The 16103-nt window shown below is 71.4% G+C and carries 12 protein-coding genes and 1 tRNA gene; 10 read left to right on the top strand and 3 right to left on the bottom strand.

Annotation, left to right across the window (positions count from 1 at the left end):
• Nucleotides 1–161: 161 nt before the first annotated feature.
• The 7 genes from Bra3105_RS03755 to Bra3105_RS03725 all read left to right on the top strand — a co-directional run bounded on the left by Bra3105_RS03755 (nucleotide 162) and on the right by Bra3105_RS03725 (nucleotide 9961).
• On the top strand, nucleotides 162–1142 hold the full coding sequence (locus Bra3105_RS03755) for a TatD family hydrolase (RefSeq protein ID WP_228358655.1): 981 nt from the start codon (nucleotides 162–164) through the stop codon (nucleotides 1140–1142).
• Nucleotides 1139–2086 carry a 16S rRNA (adenine(1518)-N(6)/adenine(1519)-N(6))-dimethyltransferase RsmA gene (gene rsmA, locus Bra3105_RS03750; protein ID WP_228358654.1) on the top strand — a complete coding sequence of 316 codons (948 nt, stop codon included), beginning with the start codon at nucleotides 1139–1141 and terminating at the stop codon, nucleotides 2084–2086. The genes Bra3105_RS03755 and rsmA overlap by 4 nt, the downstream gene beginning before the upstream one ends.
• Nucleotides 2087–2184: 98 nt before the next feature.
• Nucleotides 2185–3666 carry an amidophosphoribosyltransferase gene (gene purF, locus Bra3105_RS03745; RefSeq protein WP_228358653.1) on the top strand — a complete coding sequence of 494 codons (1482 nt, stop codon included), beginning with the start codon at nucleotides 2185–2187 and terminating at the stop codon, nucleotides 3664–3666.
• A 200-nt stretch (nucleotides 3667–3866) separates the two neighbouring features.
• A complete protein-coding gene (locus tag Bra3105_RS03740) occupies nucleotides 3867–6032 on the top strand; it encodes a glucose PTS transporter subunit IIA (RefSeq protein WP_228358652.1) in 2166 nt (721 codons plus the stop codon).
• Between the two features lie 221 nt (nucleotides 6033–6253).
• A complete protein-coding gene (locus Bra3105_RS03735; protein ID WP_228358651.1) occupies nucleotides 6254–7108 on the top strand; it encodes a PRD domain-containing protein in 855 nt (284 codons plus the stop codon).
• 565 nt (nucleotides 7109–7673) lie between these two features.
• Nucleotides 7674–9398: an HNH endonuclease signature motif containing protein gene (locus Bra3105_RS03730; RefSeq protein WP_228358650.1), complete on the top strand. Its 1725-nt coding sequence runs from the start codon at nucleotides 7674–7676 to the stop codon at nucleotides 9396–9398.
• 155 nt (nucleotides 9399–9553) lie between these two features.
• Nucleotides 9554–9961 (top strand): HIT family protein, encoded by a 408-nt coding sequence (locus Bra3105_RS03725; RefSeq protein ID WP_228358649.1) that lies wholly within the window; start codon nucleotides 9554–9556, stop codon nucleotides 9959–9961.
• Between the two features lie 72 nt (nucleotides 9962–10033).
• Here the strand turns inward: Bra3105_RS03725 and Bra3105_RS03720 are convergent, their stop codons facing one another.
• From Bra3105_RS03720 to Bra3105_RS03710, 3 genes are all read right to left on the bottom strand, one after another.
• Nucleotides 10034–11884 carry an ABC-F family ATP-binding cassette domain-containing protein gene (locus tag Bra3105_RS03720; RefSeq protein ID WP_228358648.1) on the bottom strand — a complete coding sequence of 617 codons (1851 nt, stop codon included), beginning with the start codon at nucleotides 11882–11884 and terminating at the stop codon, nucleotides 10034–10036.
• Nucleotides 11885–11957: 73 nt separating this feature from the next.
• Complete coding sequence (locus Bra3105_RS03715; protein WP_228358647.1) at nucleotides 11958–12476, bottom strand: MarR family winged helix-turn-helix transcriptional regulator; 519 nt, start codon at nucleotides 12474–12476, stop codon at nucleotides 11958–11960.
• Between the two features lie 104 nt (nucleotides 12477–12580).
• On the bottom strand, nucleotides 12581–13243 hold the full coding sequence (locus Bra3105_RS03710; RefSeq protein WP_228358646.1) for a TetR/AcrR family transcriptional regulator: 663 nt from the start codon (nucleotides 13241–13243) through the stop codon (nucleotides 12581–12583).
• 83 nt (nucleotides 13244–13326) lie between these two features.
• On the opposite strand from Bra3105_RS03710, the gene Bra3105_RS03705 reads away from it, so the two are divergent.
• From Bra3105_RS03705 to Bra3105_RS03695, 3 genes are all read left to right on the top strand, one after another.
• Nucleotides 13327–13398: transfer RNA gene (locus tag Bra3105_RS03705), tRNA-Gln, on the top strand.
• Between the two features lie 76 nt (nucleotides 13399–13474).
• Nucleotides 13475–14956, top strand: a complete 1482-nt coding sequence (gene glmU, locus Bra3105_RS03700) for a bifunctional UDP-N-acetylglucosamine diphosphorylase/glucosamine-1-phosphate N-acetyltransferase GlmU (protein ID WP_228358645.1) — start codon at nucleotides 13475–13477, stop codon at nucleotides 14954–14956.
• Nucleotides 14956–15936, top strand: a complete 981-nt coding sequence (locus tag Bra3105_RS03695; RefSeq protein ID WP_152353240.1) for a ribose-phosphate diphosphokinase — start codon at nucleotides 14956–14958, stop codon at nucleotides 15934–15936. Before glmU ends, Bra3105_RS03695 begins: the two co-directional genes overlap by 1 nt.
• Nucleotides 15937–16103: the final 167 nt, after the last annotated feature.

Genomic DNA, 16103 nt, shown 5'->3' with positions numbered 1-16103 from the left:
CCGGGGTCGCCGGGCGCGCGGAAGGACACGCAACGGTCGATCATTCTGCCACATTCCCCTGGCCACGGCCCGGGCGGGGCAGGTGAGATGCACCACCGGCCCCGCCGTCGGCGTCGGCGGGCGCCGTCGGGCGCGCGCGGGCTCCCGCCTACGATGTTCCCATGCCGAACGCCCCCGAGGACCCGCGCGCAGCAGGGTCCGCAGCGCCCGACCCCGCCGCGCCCGTGCACCACCGGGAGGACCTCGATCCCCGGCGCTCCTCGCGCGACCGCTCCTGGCCGCCGGTCCCGGAGGCCCTGCCGGCACCGGTGATCGACAACCACTGCCACCTCGACTTCGCCGACGGCGAGGAGGGGCTGAGCATCTCCGAGCACGTCGCCCGCGCGGCGGGGGCCGGCATCACCGCGCAGATCACCATCGGCTCCGACCGCGAGGCGGCCCGGTGGACCGCGCGTCTCGTGGGCGCCGAGGACTGCCCGCCCAGCCTGCGCGGCGGCGTCGCCGTCCACCCCAACGAGGCCGCCCTGCACGCCCGCGGCCACGACCACGAGGGCCGGGAGCTCATCGGCCTGGACGAGGCGCTCGCGGAGATCGACTCCCTGGTGCGCGGCCCCGGGATGGTCGTCGTCGGCGAGACGGGGCTGGACTGGTTCCGCACCTCGCGGAAGGACGAGCAGGCGCGCTCCGCGCAGATCGACGCCTTCCGCCACCACATCGCGCTGGCCAAGGAGACGGGCCTGCCGATGCAGATCCACGACCGCGACGCCCACGCGGACGTCCTGGAGATCCTCGACGCCGACGGCGCGCCCGAGCGCACCGTGCTGCACTGCTTCTCCGGCGACGTCGAGTTCGCGCGCGAGTGCGTCGCGCGCGGCTTCTACCTCTCCTTCGCCGGCAACGTGACGTTCAAGAACGCCCAGAACCTGCGCGACGCCCTGGCCGACGTGGGCCTGGGCCGCGTGATGGTCGAGACCGACGCCCCCTTCCTCACCCCCGTGCCCTACCGCGGGCGCCCGAACTCCTCGTACCTGATCCCGCACACGATGGCGACGATCGCCGAGGTCACCGGCACCGACCTCGGCGCCGCCTGCGAAAGGATCGCCGCGACCACGCGGGAGGTCTACGGATGGCCGGCGGCATGAGCGGGGACGCGGGCACGGGGGAGAGCGGCTCGATCCTGCTCAGCGGCCGCGACATCCGCGCGCTCGCCGAGGGCGCGGGCGTGAGCCCCAGCAAGCAGCGCGGCCAGAACTTCGTGGTGGACCCCAACACGGTCCGCGTCATCGTCGAGCGCGCCGGGGTGCGCGCGGGGGAGGCGGTCCTCGAGGTGGGCCCGGGACTCGGGTCCCTCACCCTGGGACTGCTCGAGGCGGGGGCCGACGTCGCCGCGATCGAGCTCGACCGGGGCCTGGCCGATCTGCTGCCGCGCACGCTCGCGGGCCGCGGCATCGGCGAGGACCGCTTCCGCCTGGTCCACGCCGACGCGCTCGCCGTGACCGAGCTGCCCGCGCTGCGGGACGCGGGGGAGCCGACGGCCCTGGTCGCGAACCTTCCCTACAACGTCGCCACCCCGATCCTGCTGACCGTCCTCGAGCGCTTCCCGGGCATCGAGCGCTGCCTGGTCATGGTGCAGTCCGAGGTCGTCGACCGTCTGGCCGCCGAGCCGGGCTCGCGCGTCTACGGCGCCCCGAGCGCGAAGGCCGCCTGGTACGGGGAGCGGGAGCATGCGGGCCGGATCTCCCGTCGCGTGTTCTGGCCCGTGCCGAACGTCGACTCCGCGCTCGTGCTGCTCACCCGGCGCGCCGAGCCGCTCGGTACCGAGGACGAGCGCGCCCTGACCTTCCGCGTGATCGACGCGGCCTTCGCCCAGCGCCGCAAGATGCTGCGGGCGGCCCTTGCGGGCTGGGCCGGGAGCTCGGCCCGCGCGGGCGAGATCATCGCGTCGGCCGGGATCGATCCCACCCGCCGCGGGGAGACGCTCGCGATCGAGGACTTCCTCGCCGTCGCGCGGGCCGGCGCCGAGGGCGGCGACGGGGCCGGCGCCGGGGGCGGCGACGGTGGTGGGGAGGCTGCGCCGCGGGCGTGAGATCACGCGGCCTCGTCGGCGCGTCGCCTGTAGCGTGAGCTCGGTGCCGTCCGCCGCAGGGGCGGGCGCAAGGTTCGGACGGAGCGGGACGCGACCCCATGTGCGGAATCGTCGGCATGGTCGGCAACGGGCCGGTCAACCAGGACATCTACGACGCCCTCCTGCTGCTGCAGCACCGTGGGCAGGACGCGACCGGGATCGCGACCGCCGAGGCGGACGGGATGATGCACATCGCCAAGGGCCAGGGCATGGTCCGCGAGGCCTTCCGCACGCGGGACATGCGCGCCCTGCGCGGCGGGACGGGCCTGGGGCACGTGCGCTACGCGACCACGGGCGAGGCCTCCCGCGAGGAGGAGGCGCAGCCCTTCTACGTCAACGCGCCCTACGGGATCGTCCTCATCCACAACGGGAACCTCACCAACACCCGTGAGCTCACCGAGGAGATGGCCCGGCACGACCGCCGCCACGTGAACTCCACGAGCGACACCGAGCTGCTCGTGAATGTCCTGGCCGGGGAGCTGCAGGAGACCACGTCCTCCGAGCTCCTCGAGCCCGAGGCGATCTTCGAGGCCGTCGGCCGCACCCACGCCCGCATCCGCGGCGCCTACGCCGTGATCTCCGTGATCGCCGGCCACGGCCTCCTCGCCTTCCGCGATCCACACGGCATCCGCCCGCTGATCCTGGGGCGGCGCCCGGGAGCGACCGGCGAGCAGCACGACGAGTGGGCCGTGGCCAGCGAGTCCCTGGTCCTGGAGAACGGCGGCTACGAGATCGTCCGCGACGTGGAGCCCGGCGAGGCCGTCTTCATCCGCCACGACGGAGCCCTGTTCATGCGCCAGTGCGCGGCCGCCGAGGGCGCATCCCCCGCCGCCTTCACCCCGTGCGCCTTCGAGTACGTCTACCTCGCCCGTCCCGACTCCGTGATGAACGGCGTGAGCGTCTACGAGTCGCGCCTGCGGATGGGGGAGAGGCTCGCCGCCACCATCGCCGCCCACGTGCCCGTCGAGGAGATCGACGTGGTGATGCCGATCCCGGACTCCTCGCGGCCCGCCGCGATGGAGGTCGCCCGCAGGCTCGGCATCGAGTACCGCGAGGGCTTCTACAAGAACCACTACGTCGGCCGCACCTTCATCATGCCCGGTCAGGCCGTGCGCCGACGCAGCGTGCGCCAGAAGCTCAATGCGATGTCCCTCGAGTTCCGCGGCAAGCACGTGCTGCTCATCGACGACTCGATCGTGCGCGGCACCACCAGCCAGCAGATCATCGAGATGGCCCGCCGCGCGGGCGCCGCCTCCGTCACCTTCGCCTCCGCCGCGCCCCCGATCCGCCACCCCCACGTGTATGGGATCAACATGCCCTCGCGCGAGGAGCTCGTGGCCCACGGGCGCTCGATCCCCGAGATCGCCGAGGTGCTGGGCGCCGACCACCTCGTCTACCAGGAGGTCGAGGACCTGCGCGCCGCGATCGTCGAGGGTTCCGAGCTCACCGACCTGGACATGTGCTGCTTCGACGGCCGCTACGTCACCGGCGACATCGACGAGGAGCACCTCGCCTGGGTCCAGGCGTCGCAGGCGTCGTGACCCGCCGCGCGGCCGGGGTGCTATAGTCCTCGCCGAACGATCTCGTTCGCAGGATTGTGACTCCCCGCGGGGAGCCCGCGGCCGTCGGCCCGAGGCTCCCGGGAACGGGGAGGCAAGACCTGGGACGCACCCCGCAGGGGCGCATCCCGGGTCTTTTTTCATGCCCGAATGCAGCACCCCGAGGATGCGAGGACGCAGCCATGAGCACACCCCCCAGCGGGACCGGCACGATCGCGGAGGACATCGTCCGCGGCGTGGGCGGCCCCGAGAACATCGAGAGCCTCACGCACTGCGCGACGAGGCTGCGCTTCCAGCTCCGCGACGGCCAGCAGGTCGACCGGGGGTCCCTGGACGGCCTGCCCGGCGTGATGGGCACGGTCCCGCAGTCCGGCGACCGCTTCCAGGTCGTCATCGGCGGCGCCGTCGCCGGCGTCTACTCCGAGATCATGAACCTGCCGGTGATGAGCAGCGCCTCGGGACGTCCCCGCTCCGACGCCGAGGTCAAGGCCGCGATCCGCGCGAAGAGCCGCGGCCGCTTCGCCTGGCTCGACAGCTTCTTCGAGTACCTCTCGGACTCCTTCCGCCCGCTCATGGGCGTGCTGCTCGGAGCCTCCCTCATCATCGCGATCGCCTCGGTGCTCGACGCCCTCGGGGTCGTCGACTTCCGCGCCGAGGACAAGTCCGCGACCTGGGTCTTCGTCGACGCCATGTGGCGCTCGGTCCTGTACTTCCTGCCGGTCATGGTCGCCTACAACGCGGCGAAGAAGCTCGCGATCGACCCGTGGGTCGGCGCCGCCGTGATGGCCGCCGTGATGACCCCGAACTTCACCGGGATGCTCAACGCGGACTCCGGGATCCCCGGCGTCACCTGCACCACCAATGCGACGCTCGGCACCCAGCAGTGCGTGGCGAGCGTGTTCGGCCTGCCCATGCAGCTCAACGACTACGGCGGCCAGGTGTTCGTGCCGCTGATCATGGTCGCCCTGCTCGCCCTGCTCTACAAGGGCCTGCAGAAGGTGTTCCCGCAGAACGTGCAGCTCGTGTTCGTGCCGTTCTTCGCCATGCTCATCATGATCCCCGTGACCGCCTTCGTCCTGGGCCCGATCGGCATCTGGGCCGGCAACGGCCTGGGCATCGGCCTCTCCTGGCTGAACTCGCACGCGCCGATCGTCTTCGCGATCCTCATCCCGCTGCTCTACCCGTTCCTGGTCCCGCTGGGCCTGCACTGGCCGCTGAACGCGCTCATGCTGCAGAACATCAACGCCCTCGGCTACGACTTCATCCAGGGCCCCATGGGCACGTGGAACTTCGCGTGCTTCGGCGCGACCGCCGGCGTGCTGCTGCTCTCCCTGCGCCATCGCGAGACCGAGATGCGTCAGACCGCGACCGGCGCACTGCTCGCGGGCCTGTTCGGCGGCATCTCGGAGCCCTCGCTGTACGGCATCCACCTGCGCTTCAAGCGCATCTACCCGCGCATGCTCGTGGGCTGCCTCGCGGGCGGTCTCATCGTGGGCCTGCTGGGCGGCGTCGACACGAGCGCCTTCGCCTTCACGTCGCTGCTGACCATCCCGGTCTTCGACCCCATGGGCGTCTACGTCATCGCGATCGCCGCGGCCTTCGTGATCTCCATGGTCCTCGTCTACTTCTCGGACTACATGAACCCGGCCGAGCGCGCCGAGGCCAACGCCCGGCGCGACGAGCTCGAGGCCTTCCACCGCGGCGACGCGGCCGGTGCCGAGGGCGCTGTCGAGGCGAGCGCCGAGGAGCGCGCGCAGGAGCGGGCGGAGGAGAAGGTCGGCGCTGCGGCCGTGCCGATGGGTGCGGGTGTCGGCGCCGGTGCCGGTGGCGGCGCCGTGACCGGCGCCGCCACCGCGACCGCGACCACGACCGCGACCACGACCGCGGGCGGAGCGCTGCGTGAGATCGCGGCTCCCGTCGGCGGCAGGGTCGTCGGCCTCGACGAGGCAGGGGATCCGGTCTTCGCCTCCCGTGCTCTCGGCGAGGGCGTCGGCATCGAGCCGGTCGACGGGCGGATCCTCGCCCCGGTCGACGGCACGGTCGCCTCGGTCGCGCAGACCGGGCACGCGATCGGCCTGCTCACCTCCGACGGCGTCGAGGTGCTCATCCACGTGGGCATCGACACCGTCCAGATGAAGGGCGAGGGCTTCGACGTCGCCGTCTCGCAGGGCCAGAAGGTCTCGCGCGGGGATCTGCTGGTCACCGTCGACCTCGACGCCGTGCGCGCGGCCGGGCACCCGACGGTCACGCTGATGACCATCACCAACACGGCGTCCCTCGCGGGCGTCGAGCCCGTCGGGGACGGCGAGGTCGCCGCCGGCGACACCATGGTGCGCGTGCGCCGCTGAGTCGGGCGGTTCGAAGAGGCCGACGGCGCGTCTCCCATGGGGGCGCGCCGTCGGCGGCCGTCGGCCTCTTCTCTGCGCAGGGGGCGGGCTCATCCGGCAGGATGGAGCGCAGGGAGCAGGAGAAGGTCCGGGGTCGCCGAGACGTCCTGAGGAGTTCCCGGAGCCGAGCCGCCGACGACGAGGTCGGAGATCGACGACGGGCGAGGAAGGGAGGAGCCGCGATGAAGGTGCTCCGCGTCCTGAACAACAACGTGGTCCTCTCGCGCGACGGCGAGGGCCAGGAGGTCATCCTCACCGGTCGCGGCCTCGGCTTCCGAGCCCGCCCCGGCGACGAGGTCGACGCCGAGGCGATCGTGCGCGTCTTCGTCCCGGTCGACGGCCGCGACCCCGACCACCTCGCCGAGGCCCTCTCGATGATCGACGAGGAGGTGCTGCGGGCCGTCGTCATCGCGCTGGGCACCGCGGGCATCGAGGGTCGCGAGTCCACCCGGCCGACCCTCGCGATCGCCGTGGCGGACCACGTCGCGGGGGCGCTGGATCGCGCGCGCCGCGGCCAGGTCATGGAGTACCCGCTGCGCGCCGAGGTCCAGACCCTGTACGGACGGGAGTACGAGCGCGCCAGGGGCCTGCTCGACGCCATCAACGAGCACGTGGACCCCGCGTTGGGCCCCGAGGAGGCGACGGCGCTCGCGCTGCATCTGGTCAACGCCGGCTTCGCGTCCGGCGATCTCGCCTTCACCTACACGATGACCGGCGTCATCCAGCAGATGCTCGCCGTGGTCTCCGAGCGCTTCGGCCTGGACCTGGACAGCCGCTCGATGAGCGCCGCCCGGTTCATCACCCATGTGCGCTACCTGTTCGTGCGCATCCAGTCCCGACGCCAGCTGGGCGGGCAGGAGTCCACGATCGGACTCAGCATCCGCGAGAACTATCCCGAGGCCACCCGCACCGCCGAACAGCTCGCGACGATCGTCCAGCTCCGTCTGGGGGAGGCGCTCTCCGCCGACGAGGTCTCCTACCTCGCCCTGCACGTCGCCCGGATGACACTCGATGCCGGAGGCCACGGGGCTGGTTGAGGCGTCCCGGGGCAGCGGCCCGGGCAAGGTGGCGAGTTGGTCCCGGCATGGAAGGACGCATTGGCGCACCGTGTCTGCTGTGCGAGCACAGTGGGTCGGGCCGGAAGTCGGGGTGCCGTCGTCGAGTCCTCGGCGGGGAATCGGTTCCTCCACAATGGGGTGTTTTCCACGGGGTTATCCACTGAGGGGCCAGTGGGCATGGAGGAGGGGAAGTTTTTCTCCGGCTTATCCACATTCTTGATAGAGGTCTGGTTTTCCGCGGCGCGGCGGGATAGAATCAGACATATCGATCGGGCGACGGGGATCACGGTTTCATGGGTGAGGCCGAAGGATCTTCTGGATGCGTCCGTTGAATCAGTGTTCTCGATCGAGAGAGCGCGTGCCGATTCATGGATAGCCAGGGAAGGGGGTGGGTGGTGTGAGTGCAGTCGAGCAGCCGGAGTCGCAGGGTCGTCTGGACCTTCCCGGGGAGCCGGCGATCGAGTCGACCTTCTCGGTCCTCGACGACCTGGAGAAGATGACCGAGCGTCAGCGCGAGGACATGCACGCCCACACGCCCCGCTTCGTGGCCGCGCCCCCGGAGGGCGTGAAGCCTCTGTTCATCGTGAAGGAACCCAAAAAGGCGGTCTGCCGGGATGTGGTGGCGCGCAGGGTGAAGGCCCGCCCGGATGCGGAGCTCACTGCGCAGGTCCGTGCCCTCTGGGACGAAGGGGTCGACGAGTCCTACGAACTCTCCCGCCGCTTCGTGGCGCTGGCGCCGTTCTGGGCGGGGCGCGAGGACATGGACGCCGACCCGTTCGAGGTCGAGCAGCAGGACCTGATGGTCGCTGTGGCGATGCGCTGCACCCGCGGGCAGGCCTCCAAAGCCATCACCGACGCCCACCGGGCCGTGGACCTCCTCCCGCGCTGCACCCAGGCGTTGGAGGCGGGGAAATTCCCGGCGGAGTGGTTCCGGACCCTGTTGCGGCGGACCGCGTATTTCACGCCGGCGGAGATGGTGCTGGTGGATGTCACGGTTGCGTCGTGGTGTTTGGCGATCATGCCGAGGGTGTTCACGAAATGCCTCGAACTCCTGGTGGCGAAGATTCAGCAGCGGCATCCGAAGGAACCCGAAGAAGTCTCCGCCACGCGCCGTCGCTTGGTGTTGGACCCCGGAACTCTCGACGGCGTCGCCTCACTGCGGATCATCGGCCCGGCCCCGGAGATCAAGGCATTGGCGGGGAAGTTCGATCAGGCGGCGCGGGCGATTCAGAACGCCCAGCGTCACGCCCTCATGGAGGGCACGGAGATCCCCCTGGATCCGGATCGTCGGGTGGAGAACGAGGGCATGCCACTGTCGTTGAACCTGATCCGCTACCACCTCGCCCATGCCGCGCAGCTCGACACCGGCGGCATCACTGTGCCCGAGGCCAGGTTCCGGTTGAACGTCCTCGTCCCCTTCCTCACCCTCGTCGGCGGCGACGACGCCCCGGGCGTCCTCGAGGATGGGACCCCGATCCCCGCGCAGATGGCCCGTGAGATCGCGGGGAAGAGCGAGGAATGGTTCCGGGTCCTGACCGATCCCTCGAGCGGGGAGTTCTTGCCGCGGCCGGCGGACAAGTACCGCCCGACCGGGGCGATGCTCGAACACCTGAGACTGCGCGGCCAATCCTGCGGCGTCCCCGGCTGCGAACGCACCGCCTCGGTGGCCTCCGAAGCGGATCACATCGTGGAGTACAACCACGCGGACCCGGTATGTGGTGGTCGGACGGCGGTGGAGAACCTGCATTTCCTGTGCTGGTTCCACCACGCGATGAAAACCGCTGGCAAGCTCGACCCGATCCGTGTGGAGGCGGACGAGTCGCCGGCAGGGACCGCGGGCACGGTGTGGGAGGTGCACGAACGCTTCCGCGTGTTCCGCGAGGACGACACCGACCTCCTCACCCCACAAGCCGTCGCACAGCTCGACGCCGTCTGGGACTCGATGCAACGCAGGCAGGACGACTTCGAACAACGCCGCGACACCGAAACCGGCAACGGCGCAGACGCGCCATCGCCCGACCCCGCTCGGCTGGACTCGCCCTGGCCGATCCGGCCCGGGCCACCTGACCCGTGGCCCCGCATGGACATGGACCACGCCGGCGCCCCCGACCTCGAAGAAGTCCCCGTCGAGAAACCCGTCCGGCGTCGATATCAACCGCTCCCGACGTTCCAGTACGACGGCGACATCCCCATCAGCGCCACCACCCGACGACCACGCAAGCAGCAGGCTCCGCCTCCGAAGTTCGACCCCGGACCACCACCCTTCTGACCCACCAGCCCGACCCGCCATCGCAAGGCGGCAAGGTCAGCAACCCCGCAAGCAGCACCACCCCCACCTGTAGAGGGGCACACCACCGTGCCCCTCTACAAGCACGCCTCGAAACGAGCTTGCAGCGAGGTGACCGGGGGAGTGGGATCGGCGGTATGAGCGATCCCAGTCCGGCGCCGGACGAACACTCTCCGACGTCTGTGTTCCTCGAGGTCCCCGCGGAGGAGCGAGTCGCGCAGAACTCTCTTGTCTTCGCCCTCCGCGACACCCATCCGGTGTCCCCCGGGCACACACTCATCATCCCGTTCCGACCGATCGTGACCTGGTTCGATGCCGCCGCACGCGAGTGGGCCGCCGCGTGGGACCTCGTCGATCGCTGCAAGGATGAGCTCGACAGCGCACTCGCTCCCGACGGCTACAACGTCGGGTTCAATGCGGGACGAGCAGCGGGGCAGACGGTCCCGCATGCCCATCTCCACCTGATCCCGCGCTTCGCCGGCGACGTGCAGAACCCGGCAGGGGGAGTGCGGCACGCCGTGATCGGGCGGGGATTCTACGAGTGACCCGACCAGGGCGCGTCCAACGCCAGTACCGGTGGCATCAGCGGCACCGTCTCCACGGAGAGAGCCCCGCGCTCAGCCCACCTGCTCGGACAGCTCGAGCCAGCGCTCCTCGGTCTCGGCGAGCTCGCCCTGGACGCCCTGGAGCGTCGCGCCGAGCTCCTGGAGGCCGGAGACGTCACCCGGATCGTGCGAGGTCATCTGCGCGGTGAGTTCCTCGGCCCGCCGGGTCAGCTTCTCCATCCGCCTCTCGACGGCCGACAGGGCCTTCTGGGCCTCCCGCAGCTCGCGACCCGAGAGCCCCGTGGCGGGGGAAGCCGCCGTCGGCTGAGCACCGGTGGCCTGTGCGGACTCCTCCGACGACGCCCCTGCGCCGCCTCCACCAGCTCCGCCGACCCCACCGACCCCACCAACTCCACCAGCTCCATCGGCACGGAGCGCGAGGTACTGCTCGACGCCGCCCGGCAGGTGCCGCACGTGACCGTCCAGCACCGCGTACTGGAGGTCCGTGACGCGCTCGAGCAGATACCGGTCGTGGGAGACCACGATCAGTGGACCGGGCCACGTGTCCAGCAGATCCTCCATGGCCGCGAGCATGTCGGTGTCCATGTCGTTCGTCGGCTCGTCGAGCACCAGCACGTTGGGCTCGTCCAGGAGCGTCAGCAGCAGATCCAACCGGCGCTGCTGCCCACCGGACAGGGAGCCCACCCGAACCTTCTGATGGGCGGTGGTGAAACCGAGGCGCTCGAGCAGCTGGCCCGGTGTGACCTCGTCCTTCCCCGCCCGGAACGTGGTGCGGTAGCGGCCGACGACATCGCTGACCCGCTCGTCCAGATGATCGGCGAGGCCCTCGAGCTTCTGCGTCACCTGCTGGACCGTGACGGTCTTCCCGCGCTTCACGCGCCCGGCCATCGGCTCCAGATCCCCGGTGACCAGCGCCAGCAGCGTCGACTTGCCGGCGCCGTTCGGGCCCAGCACGCCGATCCTGTCCGCCGGCCCCACGTGGAGGGTGACGTCCTCGAACACCGCACGCCCCTCGTACCCGGCGGTCACGTCGTCGAGGTCGATGACGTCGCGGCCCAGACGCGAGGTCGCCAGTTGCGTGAGCTCGACCGCGTCGCGCACGGGCGGCTCGCCGGCGATCAGCTCGTTCGCGGCGTCGATCCGGAACTTCGGCTTCGACGTGCGCGCCGGGGCCCCGCGGCGCAGCCACGCGAGCTCCTTGCGCATGAGGTTCTGGCGCTTGGCCTCGATCGCGGCGGCCTGGCGGTCGCGCTCCACCCTCTGCAGGACGTACGCCGCGTACCCGCCCTCGAAGGGGTCGACCACGCCGTCGTGCACCTCCCACATGCGGGTGCAGACCTCGTCGAGGAACCAGCGGTCGTGGGTGACGACCACGATGCCGCCGCTGCGCGAGGGCCAGCGCCTCTTCAGGTGGCCCGCCAGCCAGGAGATGCCCTCGACGTCCAGATGGTTCGTGGGCTCGTCCAGGAGCATCACGTCCACGTCGCGCACCAGCAGCTCGGCGAGGTGCACGCGGCGCAGCTGCCCGCCGGAGAGGCTCGTGAGCTCCGCGTCGAGGTCGAGCTCGCCCAGCAGGCCCGAGAGCACGTCGCGGATCCGGGGATCCGAGGCCCACTCGTGCTCGGGACGGTCGCCGACCACGCGCGAGCGGACGCTCTCCCCCATCTCGGCGACGTCCTGCTGGGACAGCGCGCCCACGCGCAGACCGCCGCGCACGGTCACGCGTCCGTCGTCGGGCGTCTGCGTCCCCGCGAGCACGCGCAGCAGCGTGGACTTGCCGTCGCCGTTGCGTCCGACGACGCCGATGCGGTCGCCGTCCTCGATGCCCAGGGTGACGGCGTCCAGGATGACGCGGTCGGGCAGGGCGACGTGGATCTTCTCGGCTCCCAGCAGATGGGCCATGCGGTCGGGCTCCCGTGTCGGTTCCCGCGGTCCCGTGCCGGTGGCAGGGGCTCGCGTCGGTGGTTCTGGTGCGTCAGTTCTCGGTCTCGAAGGGCAGCAGCAGCTCGCGCAGCGCCCGGGCGAGCATCTCGCCGTCGGCCCGCTGCCCCTCGTGCCCGCCGCCGAGCACCTCGCGCTCGGCCTCCAGGAGGATCTCCATGGCGGCGTCGACCTTCTCGGTGCCCGCGGGCTCGAGGCTCACGCGCACGGCGCGGCCGTCCCGCGGATCCTTCTCGCGTCGCACGAGCCCGCGCGAGGCGAGCTTCTCGAGGCGGGTGGACATGGTTCCGCTGGTCACGAGCGTCTGGCGCATGAGGGCGCCGGGGCTCAGGGGCTCGCTTCCCGCGCGGCGCAGGGCCGAGAGGACGTCGAACTCCCAGCCCTCGAGGCCCGTCGCGGTGAAGGCGGCGCGGCGCGCGGACTCCAGATGGCGGGCGAGGCGCGAGATGCGGGAGAAGACCTCGAGGGGCGAGGTGTCCAGGTCGGGCCGGGCCTGGGCCCAGCCGGCGACGATCCGATCGACCTCGTCGGTGCGTGGGGCGGCAGGCGGCATGGGGGCGAGTCTACGGAATCGCCGGGGCGGAGCTGATGCGGACCAGGGCGGAACTCGATCCCCGCCTTGGATCCACGCGTTCACTCCCCGCCCCAGACCCGCCCTCACTTCCCGCGCAGCTGCGGATCCTTCTGCAGGGCGCCCAGGCCGAACCAGGAGAGGTTCACCATCCGTGCGGCCACGTCCTCCTTCGCGGGGATGCGCGTCTCGAGCCACCACTGGCCGGTGAAGGCGACCATGCCCACGAGCATCTGCGCGTACAGGGCGGCGTCGGCCGCGGTGTAGCGGCGCAGCCGCAGCTGCGCGGTGAGGATCGACTCGACCTTCGCGGCGACGTCCCCGAGCAGCGTCGAGTACGAGCCGCCCTGATGGGTCGCGGGGGAGTCCCGCACCAGGATCCGGAAGCCGTCCTCGCGCTCGTCGATGTAGGTGAGGAAGGCGAGCGCCGCGCGCTCCATGAGCGTGCGCGGATGGGCGCGATGATCGTCCAGCGCCGCCTCCAGCGCTCCCAGCAGGGTGGACGTCTCGCGGTCCACGATCACCGCGTACAGACCCTCCTTGCCGCCGAAGTGCTCGTAGACGATCGGCTTCGAGACCTGGGCCCGGGCGGCGATCTCCTCGACGCTGGTGGCGTCGTAGCCCTTCTGGGCGAACACCGAGCGGCCGATCACCACGAGCTGCTCGCGGCGCTCGCGCCCGCTCATCCGCGGGGCGCGGGCGCGGGGACCGGCGGCGCGGGCGGACGGCTTCTCGGAGGCGGTGGCCATGAGGCGAGTCTCCCACGCCTCGCCCCGCCGCTCGCCCGCCCGACGTCGGCCGATAGGATCCCGATGGCCCCGCCCCGGGGCGCTCCGCCATGGTGTAATCGGCAACACCTCAGATTTTGGTTCTGAAGTTTCAGGTTCGAGTCCTGATGGCGGAACGGTCCGCCGGCGCTCGCGTCGGCGCCGGATCCGGAACCGTGCCAGCGCCCCGTCCAGCGCACCGAGGAGAACCGCGTGAACGTCCCCGCACCTGCCGCCGTCATCGTGCTCGCCGCAGGAGCCGGCACCCGCATGAGATCCAGGATCCCCAAGGTCCTGCACCCCTTGTGCGGCCGCTCCCTGCTGCTGCACGCGATCGAGGCCGCTCGCGGCACCTCGCCCGCGCAGCTGATCGCCGTCGTCCGCCACGAGCGCGAGAAGGTCGCCGGCCACCTCGCCGAGCACGCGCCGGACGTCGTCATCGCGGACCAGGACGCCGTCCCCGGCACCGGCCGCGCCGTGCAGTGCGGCCTCGAGCAGGTCGGCGCCGCCTCCGGCACCGTGCTCGTCACCTACGGCGACGTCCCGCTGCTGGACGCGGCGACGCTCACCGAGCTCGTCGCCGCGCACGAGGGCGCGGGGAGCGCCGTCACCGTGCTCACCGCCCGCGTCGCCGACCCCACCGGCTACGGCCGCATCCTGCGCGATGCGCAGTCCGGCGAGGTCGCCGCGATCGTCGAGCACAAGGACGCCGACGAGGAGCAGCGCGCGATCGACGAGATCAACTCCGGCATCTACGCCTTCGACGTCGACGTGCTGCGCCGTGCCCTCGGCCAGGTCACCACCGACAACGCCCAGGGCGAGATGTACCTCACCGACGTGCTCGCGATCGCACGCGCCGAGGGTGGCGCCGTGCGCTCCCTGGTCACCGAGGACGCGACGCTCGTCGAGGGCGTCAACGACCGCGTCCAGCTCGCCCAGCTCGGCTCCGAGATGCGCCGCCGCCTCCTCGAGCGCCACATGCGCGCGGGCGTCACGATCGTCGACCCCGCGACCACCTGGGTCGACGCGGAGGTCTCGATCGGCCAGGACACCGTGATCCAGCCCGGCGTGCAGCTGCTGGGGGCCACCACGATCGGCGAGGACGTCCGCCTGGGGCCCGACTCGACCCTCGAGGACACCGAGGTCGACGACGGCGCCAGCGTGGTGCGCACCCACGCCCTGCTCGCCGAGATCGGGCCCGGCGCGTCCGTCGGCCCCTTCACCTACCTGCGTCCGGGCACCGTGCTGGGAGCTGACGGCAAGATCGGCGGCTTCTGCGAGACCAAGAACGCGCAGATCGGCGACGGCGCGAAGGTGCCGCACCTCAGCTACGTCGGGGACGCCGAGATCGGCGAGGGCACCAACATCGGGGCGGCCACGATCTTCGCGAACTACGACGGGGTCGACAAGCACCGCTCGCGGGTCGGCCGGCACGCGAAGGTCGGCGCCGACAACGTGATCATCGCCCCCGTCGAGATCGGCGACGGTGCGGTGACCGGCGGCGGCACCACGATCCTCCAGGACGTCCCGCCCGGGGCGCTGGCCGTCAACGACACCACCATGAAGATCGTGGAAGGATGGACCTCGCGCCGACGGCCCGGCACCGTCGCCGACGAGGCGGCGCGCGCCGCCCAGGCCGGCGCAGGCGAGTCGGAGACGTCTTCGTCCGAGGACGGGAAGGAACAGGAGAACTGATGAGCGGTATCACCGCGACAGGCGAGAAGCGGCTGGTCCTGGTCTCCGGGAGGGCTCATCCCGTGCTCGCCCAGGAGGTCGCCGAGGAGCTCGGGGTCGACGTGCTCCCGATGGACGCCTGGGACTTCGCCAACGGCGAGATCTACGTGCGCTACGGCGAGTCGGTGCGAGGCGCCGACGCCTTCGTGCTCCAGTCCACGCCCGCCCCGATCAACCAGTGGGTGATGGAGCACCTGATCATGATCGATGCGCTCAAGCGGGCCTCCGCCAAGCGCGTCACCGCGATCGCCCCCTCCTTCCCCTACGCCCGCCAGGACAAGAAGCATCGCGGCCGCGAGCCGATCTCCGCGCGCCTCATGGCCGACCTCTACGAGACCGCCGGCATCGACCGCATGATCTCCGTGGACCTGCACGCCCCGCAGGTCCAGGGCTACTTCAACAGCCCGCTCGACCACCTCATGGCCCTGCCGATCCTCGCGGACTACGTGAGCTCGAAGTACGGGGAGGAGGACCTCACGGTCGTCTCGCCCGACGCCGGCCGCATCCGCGTGGCGGAGCAGTGGGCCAAGCGCCTGGGCGGCGTGAACCTGGCCTTCATCCACAAGTCGCGCGACCCCAAGAAGCCCAACCAGGCCGTCGCCAAGCGCGTCATCGGCGACGTGGCGGGCAAGACCTGCGTGCTCGTGGACGACATGATCGACACCGCCGGCACCATCGTGCAGGCCGTCGAGGCACTGAAGGCCAACGGCGCCGCGAGCGTCATCGTGGCGACCACCCACCCGATCCTCTCCGACCCCGCCGCCGAGCGTCTGCGCAGCAGCAGCGTGCGCGAGGTCATCTGCACCAACACCCTGCCGATCCCCGAGGAGAAGTGGTTCGACGGGCTCACCCAGCTCTCGATCGCCCCGCTGCTCGCCCGCGCCATCCGCGCGGTCTTCGACGACGGCTCCGTCACCAGCCTCTTCGACGGCGAGGTGTGACCCCGGGCGGACGCATCGGCAGACGCATCGGCGGACGGCCGGGCGCGGGGCTGTGAGGCCCCTCGCCCGGCCGTCCCGCGTCGGCCCCGGCCGTGGTAATCTCCCCGGGTCACTTCGGCGAGGGAGAGCATCCGCTCTCCGTGATCGACGCGGTGCGGGACGGCTCC

Origin of the sequence: Brachybacterium halotolerans subsp. kimchii, from assembly GCF_020792675.1 — a bacterium.
GTDB lineage: Bacteria > Actinomycetota > Actinomycetes > Actinomycetales > Dermabacteraceae > Brachybacterium > Brachybacterium halotolerans.
Note: the sequence above shows the minus strand (reverse complement) of the source record. Positions and strands in the feature narration are given on the sequence as shown.

Bases quoted from the DNA above. Each gene is read 5' to 3' on its own strand.
- Bra3105_RS03725 (WP_228358649.1), top strand. From the start codon at position 9,554: ATGAGCGATCCCAGTCCGGCGCCGGACGAACACTCTCCGACGTCTGTG.
- rsmA (WP_228358654.1), top strand. From the start codon at position 1,139: ATGAGCGGGGACGCGGGCACGGGGGAGAGCGGCTCGATCCTGCTCAGC.
- Bra3105_RS03735 (WP_228358651.1), top strand. From the start codon at position 6,254: ATGAAGGTGCTCCGCGTCCTGAACAACAACGTGGTCCTCTCGCGCGAC.
- Bra3105_RS03695 (WP_152353240.1), top strand. From the start codon at position 14,956: ATGAGCGGTATCACCGCGACAGGCGAGAAGCGGCTGGTCCTGGTCTCC.
- Bra3105_RS03755 (WP_228358655.1), top strand. From the start codon at position 162: ATGCCGAACGCCCCCGAGGACCCGCGCGCAGCAGGGTCCGCAGCGCCC.
- purF (WP_228358653.1), top strand. From the start codon at position 2,185: ATGTGCGGAATCGTCGGCATGGTCGGCAACGGGCCGGTCAACCAGGAC.
- Bra3105_RS03740 (WP_228358652.1), top strand. From the start codon at position 3,867: ATGAGCACACCCCCCAGCGGGACCGGCACGATCGCGGAGGACATCGTC.
- Bra3105_RS03710 (WP_228358646.1), bottom strand. From the start codon at position 13,243: ATGGCCACCGCCTCCGAGAAGCCGTCCGCCCGCGCCGCCGGTCCCCGC.
- Bra3105_RS03715 (WP_228358647.1), bottom strand. From the start codon at position 12,476: ATGCCGCCTGCCGCCCCACGCACCGACGAGGTCGATCGGATCGTCGCC.
- Bra3105_RS03720 (WP_228358648.1), bottom strand. From the start codon at position 11,884: ATGGCCCATCTGCTGGGAGCCGAGAAGATCCACGTCGCCCTGCCCGAC.